This is a genomic window from Micromonospora sp. NPDC005203 (assembly GCF_042872705.1).
GTDB lineage: Bacteria > Actinomycetota > Actinomycetes > Mycobacteriales > Micromonosporaceae > Micromonospora.
In genome coordinates this window covers 161,916-171,184 of the sequence record NZ_JBIAKV010000013.1, presented here as the reverse complement: position 1 = coordinate 171,184, position 9,269 = coordinate 161,916, and the positions used below count along the sequence as shown (strand labels likewise).

The 9,269-nt window shown below is 71.5% G+C and carries 7 protein-coding genes and 1 pseudogene; 2 read left to right on the top strand and 6 right to left on the bottom strand.

What is annotated here, in order from left to right; genetic code table 11:
* From ACFYPM_RS25560 to ACFYPM_RS25550, 3 genes and pseudogenes are all read right to left on the bottom strand, one after another.
* Positions 1-225, bottom strand: a pseudogene (locus tag ACFYPM_RS25560) (hypothetical protein); the annotation flags it as partial.
* On the bottom strand, positions 222-842 hold the full coding sequence (locus ACFYPM_RS25555) for an ArsR/SmtB family transcription factor (protein WP_387201729.1): 621 nt from the start codon (positions 840-842) through the stop codon (positions 222-224). The pseudogene ACFYPM_RS25560 and the gene ACFYPM_RS25555, both read right to left, overlap by 4 nt.
* A gap of 94 nt (positions 843-936) precedes the next feature.
* Positions 937-2,559, bottom strand: coding sequence for an LLM class flavin-dependent oxidoreductase (locus ACFYPM_RS25550; protein ID WP_387201725.1), 1,623 nt, complete (start codon positions 2,557-2,559; stop codon positions 937-939).
* Between the two features lie 114 nt (positions 2,560-2,673).
* On the opposite strand from ACFYPM_RS25550, the gene ACFYPM_RS25545 reads away from it, so the two are divergent.
* Positions 2,674-3,258, top strand: coding sequence for a MarR family winged helix-turn-helix transcriptional regulator (locus tag ACFYPM_RS25545; protein WP_387201722.1), 585 nt, complete (start codon positions 2,674-2,676; stop codon positions 3,256-3,258).
* Positions 3,259-3,366: 108 nt separating this feature from the next.
* On the opposite strand, the gene ACFYPM_RS25540 is transcribed toward ACFYPM_RS25545, so the two are convergent.
* The 3 genes from ACFYPM_RS25540 to ACFYPM_RS25530 all read right to left on the bottom strand — a co-directional run bounded on the left by ACFYPM_RS25540 (position 3,367) and on the right by ACFYPM_RS25530 (position 7,840).
* Positions 3,367-4,875, bottom strand: coding sequence for a phosphoesterase (locus ACFYPM_RS25540; RefSeq protein WP_387201719.1), 1,509 nt, complete (start codon positions 4,873-4,875; stop codon positions 3,367-3,369).
* 184 nt (positions 4,876-5,059) lie between these two features.
* Positions 5,060-7,057 (bottom strand): Xaa-Pro dipeptidyl-peptidase, encoded by a 1,998-nt coding sequence (locus tag ACFYPM_RS25535; protein WP_387201716.1) that lies wholly within the window; start codon positions 7,055-7,057, stop codon positions 5,060-5,062.
* A gap of 120 nt (positions 7,058-7,177) precedes the next feature.
* Positions 7,178-7,840: a hypothetical protein gene (locus ACFYPM_RS25530; protein ID WP_387201712.1), complete on the bottom strand. Its 663-nt coding sequence runs from the start codon at positions 7,838-7,840 to the stop codon at positions 7,178-7,180.
* A gap of 426 nt (positions 7,841-8,266) precedes the next feature.
* Between ACFYPM_RS25530 and ACFYPM_RS25525 the strand changes: the two genes are divergently transcribed.
* A complete protein-coding gene (locus ACFYPM_RS25525; protein ID WP_387201709.1) occupies positions 8,267-9,229 on the top strand; it encodes a helix-turn-helix transcriptional regulator in 963 nt (320 codons plus the stop codon).
* Positions 9,230-9,269: the final 40 nt, after the last annotated feature.

The following is a 9,269-nucleotide window of genomic DNA, read 5'->3' as shown; positions in this document are numbered from 1 at the left end:
GGCACGCCCGGTGTCAGTGCCGGCGGCACGCCCGGTGTCAGTGCCGGCGGCACGCCCGGTGTCAGTGCCGGCGGCACGCCCGGTGTCAGTGCCGGCGGCACGCCCGGTGTCAGTGCCGGCAGCGCGCTCGGTGTCAGCGCCGGCAGCGCGCTCGGTGTCAGCGCCGGCAGCGCGCTCGGTGTCAGCGCCGGCAGCGCGCTCGGTGCCGGCGCCGGTGGTGTTCACGACGCGGCCGGGTCGTCGTCGCCGGCCTGGGCCGGGTCGTCGTCGCCGGGCTCGGGCAGGAGGTAGCGCAGCATCCGGACGATCCGCGCGCCGTCCGGGGCGGGCTCCTCCTTGCGCCGCACGTACGGGGCGATCAGTTCTTCGATCGACTCCTCAAGCTGCCGCAGTTCGTCGGCGGTGGCCACGAACCGGGTGTCGGCGATGCCGGCCAGCGCGCGCCACTCGGGATTCAGTCGGGGCTCCTCGCGCAGCAGCCACTGCTGGGGCGCGTCGGCGGTGCGGGCGAACATCTCGCCGCGCAGCAGTTGGCTGGCGGACTGTCCTTCCACGCTGTCGGTCGCGGTGAAACGGAAGCCCCGGGCAGCGGCCTGCCACCAGCGTTCCCGCTTGCTGGTGGCGCCGTCCCAGTCGGTGACCAGACCGAACGTCGCGAGGTGCCGCAGGTGCCAACTGACCACCGACGGTGTGGCGCCGACATGCGGCGACAGCCCGGTGGCCGTGGCCGGGCCGTGCCGCTGAAGGTGTTCGAGGATCGCCAGCCGCACCGGATGGGCCAGTGCCCGCAACGCCTGCGGCTCGGTGATCTCGAAATCCCCGTACGGATTCTTGAGAGACATGTTTCGAAAGTAGTCTCTCACGTCAAACCCGGCAACCCCCGGCCACGGTCCGCGGGCCACAAAACACGGGCCACGGCCCCGGGACCAGTGACGATCAGGCGATGCCCAACCGCGCCAACGGCTCGACCAGCTCCCGCTCCTCGTAGCTCAGGTGCGACAGCAGGGCGTCGGTCAGCAGGTCCACCGCCGCCCGCAGCTCGGCGAGACCGTCCGGAGACCCGACGTACGCGACCAGGGCCTGGTCGACGCCCTCCAACACGTCGTGGATGACGTGGTGCTCCCGCTCCAGCCGGTCGACGACCGGGCCGAGTCGGGGGTCGCGCGCCCGCAACCGAGGAAACAACGACTGGTCCTCGATGGTGTGGTGGGTGGTGACGATCCGGCAGTACGACTCGCAGTAGACCCCGAGCGTCCAGCGGTTCTGGCGCATGGTCATGGTGTTGATGTGGGAGCGGGCCGCGCCGGCATCGATCTCACCGGCCGCCACCTGCTCGATCAGATCGTGAATCTGGGCCAGCTCGGCACGCAGGCCGTCGTGGACCTGCACCAGGTGCGCCCCGGTGGCCTGCTCGTGCGGGGTGTAGGTGCGGTCCGGGTCGGGCGTGGGTCCGGTCGGCCGGGTCGACTCGTCCCAGACCTGCTGGTCGCTGCGCCGCACGCCGCTGTCAGGGGTCGGCACCACGGCGAACGCTCCCCCGGTCACGGTCGCCCGGCTCGGCCGCACCGCCGGCTCCGACGGCTCCGACGGCTCCGACGGCTCCCGCACCGACGCCAAATCCGGCGCGCGCTCCGACTCCGGTGCACTCCCCGACTCCGGCGCCGCACCGCGAGCACGCTCGGCCGCGACCAGTTCACGAACCGCCGGAGCCACCTCGCCGGCGAACCGGCGCAGGTCGTCGGGATCGTCGCTGCCGAGGATGAAGGTGCTGACACCCTCTCCCAGCGCCAACTCGGCCAGTTCCCGTACCCACTGCTCGGCGGGTCCGTTCAGTGCTCCGCGCCCGACGGCCGAGAACTGCCCCGAGATGTTGAGCAACCGGCGAACGTCCCGCGGTGACCGGCCGGCCTCCCGAGCGGCGTCGTCGATCGTCGCGTTGCCCCTGGCCAGGTCGCCCGGCTGGAGATAGCCCAGCGACGGCAGCCAACCGTCGGCCCGGCGACCGGTGAGCTGGAGCATCCGGGGCTTGTACGCGCCCAACCAGATCGGCACCGCGTGTGCTGGCGCCGGCCCGCGCTTGGCGCCTCGCACCCGGTAGAACTCGCCATCGACACGGACGCCGCCACGGGTCTCGGTGTCCCATACCTGGCGGATGATCTCGATGGCCTCCGCCAACGCGCGTACGCCCTGACCGGGGGTCAGGCGTCGGCCGCCCATCGCCTCGATGGCGTCCCAGAACGCTCCCGCGCCGAGGCCCAGAGCGACCCGGCCGTCGCTGAGCAGGTCCAGGCTGGCCACGCTCCGGGCGAGCACCGCCGGTGGACGCAGGGGCAGGTTTGTCACGTTCGCCGCCACCTGCACGCGGCTGGTCCGTGCCGCGACGAAGCTCAGCAGGGTCCAGGTGTCGAGGTACGCGGGCTGGTACGGGTGGTCCTGGAAGGTGACCAGGTCCAGCCCGACCTGCTCGGTCAGGAGGGCGAGGTCGACCGTGCGGGCCGGGTTGTCACCGCTGGGGGTGACAAACGATCCGAAGACCAGGTCATGGCCGTAGTCGCTCATCTGCGAGCCTCCCGATTCACGCGACGCCTCGAACGATGCGTCGTGACCACAACCTTATGTCACACAGAACATCTCTTGCCAACAAGATCTGTGTCACTGCGCTATTGTCGGGGAATGACGGGTGCCCCTCACCGGCCGGACCGGCCCGATCCGCTCGACGACGACCTGGGCTGGATGCTCGGGATCGTCTTCCGTGGCTACGTCCGGGCGGCCGAACACGCGCTCACCGACTTCCCCGGAGGTCCCCGCGGCTACCAGGTGCTCACCGCGGCGATCACCGGGCCGGCCCGAAACCAGGGTGCGATCGCGGAGGAGCTCGGGATCGACCGCACCGTCCTCACGTACCTGATCGACGACCTGGAACGGCCCGGGTTCGTCGCCCGTCGGGCGGACCCGGCAGACCGACGTAACCGGCTCGTCGACGTCACCGACGTCGGGCGCGGCGCCTGGGAGCAACGGCGTCTGGCGCTGGGACACGTCGAGTCACACCTGCTGGGGACGCTCACGCCGGCCGAGTCGGCGACGCTGCGGGCACTGCTCCAGCGGGTCGCCTGCTCCGCCCAGGCGACGGACCCGCTGCGTGACCTCTGCGAGGCGGTGTCACAGGTGCAACCCACACCAGCGTCGAACCAGACCGAGACACCGGCCGGCCGCGGGCGCGGCGCCGCCCCCCGGGGCCGGCGCCGCAGCACCGACTGACCCCGACGACGGCTGCCGGGCGGAAACGCGACGCGGACCCGCCCGACGCCCCCGACGCGGTACGTCGAGCGCAGCCGGACGGGTCCGCGGTGCCGCTGGCGGGTGGGATCAGCGCACGTGCACGAACACCGGGTTCGAGTAGAACCACAGATCGTCCCACGGGCTCTCCAGCCCGTCGGCGAGCGGCTCGGCCTCGTCGGTGCTGGTGCCCCGCACCCGCGCGTAGGTGTCGGCCTCGACGTTGCGCAGCGTGTGCCGGATGACGTAGTCCTCGCCCCTCCGACGCCAGTCGCGCGGGCCGAACCGGGCCACCACCTTCGTGGTGGGGTTGGTGTCGGCGTCCAGGTTGGCGCTCGGGCCGGTGATCTGACCGACGATCAGGTCGACCCGACGGACCTCGGGGCGGTCCCCGTTCGCGTTCACGCCGCCCAACGGGCGGAACGTGATCTCGATCTCGACATCGGTGCGGCTACGACGGCTGACCGTGATGGTCTCGCCCACCTCGGCGGTCCTGCCCTGGGACCTGGCGGTGACGTCGAGACTGCGGATCAGGTCGCCGGTGGTCACCCAGATCCGGCCGTTGCGCAGACCGTCCATGATGTCGCCGTAGTCCTGGCGGGCGTGGACGTAGGTCTTGCTGTACTCGCCCGGCCAGAAGTCGGAGCCGCCGCGGGTCCAGTGCACGTGCGAGTCGGAGGTCGCGGTGATCCACCAGCGCCGGCCCTCGCCGAGCAGGGAGTCCCACAGGCCGCCGACGCGAGCGGTCATCTGGTCGAAGCCGCCGTAGGTGGGGTGGTTGCCGTACCCGCCCCGCTTGCCGCCGTTGAGCGGACCGGCCTGGTGCCCGGGCGCTCCCTCGAAGCCGATGTAGACGTCCGGCGCGGCGTTGTTGCCGTTGCGGAACTCGCGCGGGGTGTCCTGACCGTAGACGCCGAGACCGGGCGCCGAACGCGACGCGTGGTGGGCGATCACCAGGGGCTTGTGCGGCATGCCCCGAGCGACCTTCAGGAACTCCACCATCTTGGCCTCGGTGTCCCGGGCCGGGTCGGTGGGGAACGCGTCGTACTTGGCGAATCGGCTCTCCAACTCGAAGAGCTGCTTCGCCTCGTCGTCGTGGCGCGGGATCATCAGCGTGTGGTGGTCCAGCGAGGGCGCGTCGAACTCCATGCCCCAGAACTGGAGCACCTCGGGGACCAGCTTGCGGGACCGCAGCAGGTCCGGGTACGCCTGCTCGATGTTCACCTTCGAGTGGGTCGGTCCACCGTGGTCGGTGCACATCGCCCAGGTCAGGCCGAAGTTCTTCGCCATGATGGCGTTGGTGACGATCGGGTAGACCGCGTCCGCGCCCTTGTGGAAGACGATCGGGGACTTGGTGGTGTCGAACTCGCCGCTGTACTCCGAGTGGACGTGGTGGTCGCCGGCACGCCACACGCGGTTCTTGGAGTTGCTGCGATCGCCCGTGTCGTCGCCCGGCCGACGGTCCTCGTCAGCCCACGCCGCGCTGGCGCCGACCAGCGGGCTGGCCGCGGCCAGCGTCGCGCCGACGCCCGCGTACTTGACCAGCTTGCGCCGGGACAGCTGCGCGTGTTCGGTCTCTTCGGGATGCTTGTCTCGCACTGCGGGCCTCTCCTCGATCAAGCGAATGCTCTTATGATCAAGAAGCCTCGGAGAGGGCGGTGAACACCCGTCGTACGCAGAGCGGGTCCACGATGAACACCGAGGCGTGACCTGCCAAAAGACCTGTTGGCGGTAGCAGCGAGTCACACCTCGACCGCACGTGGTGCCCGGCCCGGCCGGCCGGTCAGGGCACCTGCCGGGTGTCCCGGGGCGCCCGCGCGGCCGACGGGTCGATCGGCGCGGTCACCACCGGCGGCGCGACATCGACGGCGGGCAGCCCGGCACGGCCGGTGACCGGGAGGGTCAGCGCGCTGCGACCGAGGTCGACCCGGACGGTGGCGTCCCGATCAACGGTGTCGGTGAACTGCGGGTCGCTCTGGCCGAGCACCAGCCCGAGCACGTGCCCGGCGGGCACCACCGCGTCGTACGCGTTCAACGGGACCGTCACCGTGTACCAGCGGTCCGGTCGCAGCGGCGTGGTGAACCGCAGCGAGCGGTGGTGCGCGGCGTCGAGCCACCCTCGGGTCAGCACGGCGTGGTCGGACACCTCGGTGACCTCCTCGGTGTCGAAGTAACAGGCGTCGTCGGCGTCGGTGGAGGCGCCCCAGCAGGACTCGGTGTCCAGTGTCCGCACTCCCCCCGCACCGTCGAGCTGAATCCGCTCGGCGGTGCCGTAGTCGACGAGCCGGGCGGTCAGCTCGGTGGTCGGCCGATCCACCCGGACCCGCAACCGCACCGACGGGCTGCCGGAGATCCGCAGCGCGGTGGGCAGCGCGCCGGAGAGGAAGACCAACCGGCCGGAGGTCGCGGTGTTCGGCGCGGCGACCAACTCGTCCTCGAACAGTGGCTCGTCGACGTACGCCCGCTCCTGACCCGGCCGCGCGCCGCGCCCGCCGAGCGTGCCGGTCACACCGTCGCCCGCGCCGAGGGCCACTCGCACGTCCCGGGTGCCGGGAGCGGGCCAGTCGCGCTGGGTCGTCCACGTGCCCGGCGCGGTCTCCAGGTCGACCCGCGGCTCGTCCATCACCCCGTTGGGCAGCCCCTGCAACCAGTAGTCGACCCAGCGGTGCAGGGCGGCCACCCACTCGGCACGCCGAACGTCGAACGGGTCCTGGTGACCGGTCTGGTGCAGCCAGAGCTTGCGGGGCACACCCTGCTCGGCCAACTCCTGCCACCAGCGGCCGAACTGGTTGGTCGTGACGTTCAGATCGTTGAGGCCGTGTGCCACGAAGACGCTGGCCCGGACCCGCCCGGCCGAGGGCCGGTAGTCGCGCTGCGCCCAGAACCCGTTGTGGTCACCGGTCTCGTCGGCGCTGTCCGCCCGCAGCCGTGCCAGCACCTGCGCGCAGGCCTCCTCGGGGCGGCCGTTGACGACGGAGTGCAGATAGCCGGGATAGTCGGTGGCGACCAGGGCCCCCCGATAGCGCATGTAGTCGTACCAGCTGGAGATCGCCGAGATCGGCACGATGGTGGCCAGCCCTGCCACACCCGTGGCGGCGACCCCGTTGGCGACCGAGCCGTCCCACGACTTGCCGATCATGCCAACCTGCCCGGTGCTCCAGGCAGCGCTGACCGGCCGTCCAGCGGCGTCGTACGCGCGAGCCCGCCCGTTGAGCCAGTCGATCACCGCCGTGGCGCTGCCGACCTCGGCGGGACCGCCGACGTCCTCGCAACCGGTCGACCGGGCGGTGCCCGCCAGGTCCACGGCGGCGAAGGCGTACCCGCGGGGGACGAAGTAGTTGTCGTAGAAGAGCGGGACCTTGGCGATCACGCCGGCCGCGTCGTACGTCTTCAGCTCGCCCTCGTTGCCCCGACCACAGCAGAGGTAGTAGGGCGAGGCGTCCATGATGACCGGTACGCGTACCCCGGCGACGGCGGCCTCCCGGGGCCGGACGAGGTCCACGGCCACCCGGTCGGGCACGCCGTCACCGTCGCTGTCGGCGCGGGTCTGGACCCAGACGCTCTCTCGGATCGCGTCGGCGTAGGAGTAGGCGGGGACGGTCTGGTCACCCACGATGTGCGGCGGACGGGGGCGGGGCTGGGCGGTCGCCGTGGTCGCCGTCGGGGCGGCTGCCTGGGGAGACGCGACCACCGGGGTCCCGGGTAGTGCCGCCACCAGAAGGCCGACCAGGACGGCGGCGACCCGTGCGCGGGTGCCGACGGAGAACGGCGTGGACCTCATCGATGTCCTCTCGGCCAATGACACACGTATCACGTTCCATCGGATCGATGCTCGTGCAGTTTAGTGCCCGCGGTGAGACCCGGTGCCGGACAAAGAGTCTGCGGACAACTGACGGCCGGCTCAGATTCGGGCGCGGGGCAGCCAACCGAGGAATCGGAGCCGGACCCGGGGCAGCGGCACGGTGGGCAGGTCCTGGGCGGCGGCGACCAGGCAGGAGCCCAGGTAGACCGCGAGGGCGGTACGCGCCCCGCCGAACTCGGCGAGCAACTGGCTCTGCTTCGTGGCGCAGGGCCACTCCCGCCCACATCCGGTGCAGGTCCAGCTCGGGGGGTTGGGAAGGTGCTCCGGCAGCTTCGCGCGGCGGTACCGGCCGACGACGCTGTTGTCCGCGCGCACGTCACGCCGGCGCGGCATCGGGCGTCCGTTGCGGGGTGCGGTCGGGCGGGCGCCCGGCAGGTAACGCCCGACGGTGCCGAGGAGCACCCCCACCCGGATCAGGGCGTCCGGCCCGACGTGGTGGGCCAGCAGCGCGGTCATCAGGTAGTGCCCCAGCAGGTCGAACGCCTCACGATTCAGACCAAGTTCACGGCAGAGGTCGACGAAGTCCGGCGTGGTCAGCGGCACGCGATTGTCGAGTGCGCGGCACAGCACCGCGCGCAGATCGGCCCCGAGTCGCTGCACCGCGTCGCTCTCGCCCAGCCCCAGGCTGTCCTCGTCGGTCACCCGGGCCAGCGCCTCCGCCACGGCCAGTCGAACGACGCGGTCGGAATCGGTACTGTCCAAGGCGCACCCCTTTCGTAGGCCGGTCGCCCGGCGGCGGCCCGATCGCCCTGCGCCGCCGGGGAAATCATGAACAAGATTTCGCTGTCGCCCGCGACGATGGCTAGGACAGCAGGCGCAGAACCCGCCGACGGGCTAGCCGGAAAGCGAAGTCAACCGGCCGACATTGCGGTGATTGGTAGGACGACCGACGATGATTGTCGTAGGGTGACAATCCCATCGACGGATATTGCATACCGCAACCTCCACCGGCCAGCTCAGTCACGACGCCACCTCGACCGGTCGCTGCCGTCCCGCTCGCGACGTTCCACCTCACTGCACCGCCGGCCACCGCCCTGCCGAGTCACCGCCGAGCGCCTCGGCACGTGCGATCTGGCCGCCGGCACCGGTTCACCTCCCGGCGGCACCTCCACCGGACGGAGACAGCGGATGACGTCACCACCAGTGCAGACCCGACACTTCGACAGCCGTGACCCGGCTGCCATCCACGAGTTCCTGTCCGCGACGTACGACCCGAAGCTGCGCCTGGACAGCAGGAACCGGTTCCGGCTCACTCATCAGCGCGTCGACGCCGGCCCCTTCGCCATCGCGACCACCCGGCAGACCGGGCACCTCGACATCGGCGCCAGCACCCTCGACGGGCTGGTCCTCGGGCGCACCCGCACCGCCCGCGTCGATCGCGTCTGTGCCGGATCGGTCAACCGGTTCGACCCCGGTGACGTCTTCCTCGTCACCAGGCCGGAGGAGCCCTGCACCGTACGCTGGCATCCCGGCGAGGTGGAGCTCTGCGTGCTGGATCTGGCGGTGCTGGAGCAGGTGGCCACCTCTGCGCCGGCCCGGCGACCCGGTCGGATCCGATTCACCGACCTGGGTCCCGCCGACGAGGCCCTCGCCCGGCAGTGGCGCACGACCACCAGCTTCGTCAGCGACGTCGTCCTGAACAATCCGACCGCCAGCGCGCAACCGCTGGTGATCGGCAACGCCGCGCGGATGCTCGCCGCGGCGGCGCTCGCGGTCTTCCCGAACACCGCGTTCACCGAGCCGACCGCCGCCGACCGACACGACGCCAGCACCGCCACGTTGCGCCGGGCGATCAGTTTCATGGAGGACCACGCCGACCGGGACATCAGCGCGGCCGACATCGCCGCTGCCGCCGGCGTCTCGCTGCGGGCTGTGCAACTGGCCTTCCGCCGTCATCGCGGCATCACCCCGATGGCGTACCTGCGTCGGATCCGGCTCGCTCGGGCACACCGCGACCTGCTGCGCGCCGACCCCCGGCAGGAGACCGTCTCGGCCATCGCCAGCCGGTGGGGGTTCGCCAGCCACAGCAGGTTCACCGCCCGGTACCACGCCAGCTACGGCGTGCCGCCCCGCGAGACGCTGCATGCCTGAGGCCCGGCTCGTGCCTTGTGGGACCACCACGACGCGACGA

Excerpts from the sequence above, each read along its gene's own strand:
- ACFYPM_RS25525 (WP_387201709.1), top strand. The coding sequence starts at position 8,267 with ATGACGTCACCACCAGTGCAGACCCGACACTTCGACAGCCGTGACCCG.
- ACFYPM_RS25555 (WP_387201729.1), bottom strand. The coding sequence starts at position 842 with ATGTCTCTCAAGAATCCGTACGGGGATTTCGAGATCACCGAGCCGCAG.
- ACFYPM_RS25545 (WP_387201722.1), top strand. The coding sequence starts at position 2,674 with ATGACGGGTGCCCCTCACCGGCCGGACCGGCCCGATCCGCTCGACGAC.
- ACFYPM_RS25550 (WP_387201725.1), bottom strand. The coding sequence starts at position 2,559 with ATGAGCGACTACGGCCATGACCTGGTCTTCGGATCGTTTGTCACCCCC.
- ACFYPM_RS25535 (WP_387201716.1), bottom strand. The coding sequence starts at position 7,057 with ATGAGGTCCACGCCGTTCTCCGTCGGCACCCGCGCACGGGTCGCCGCC.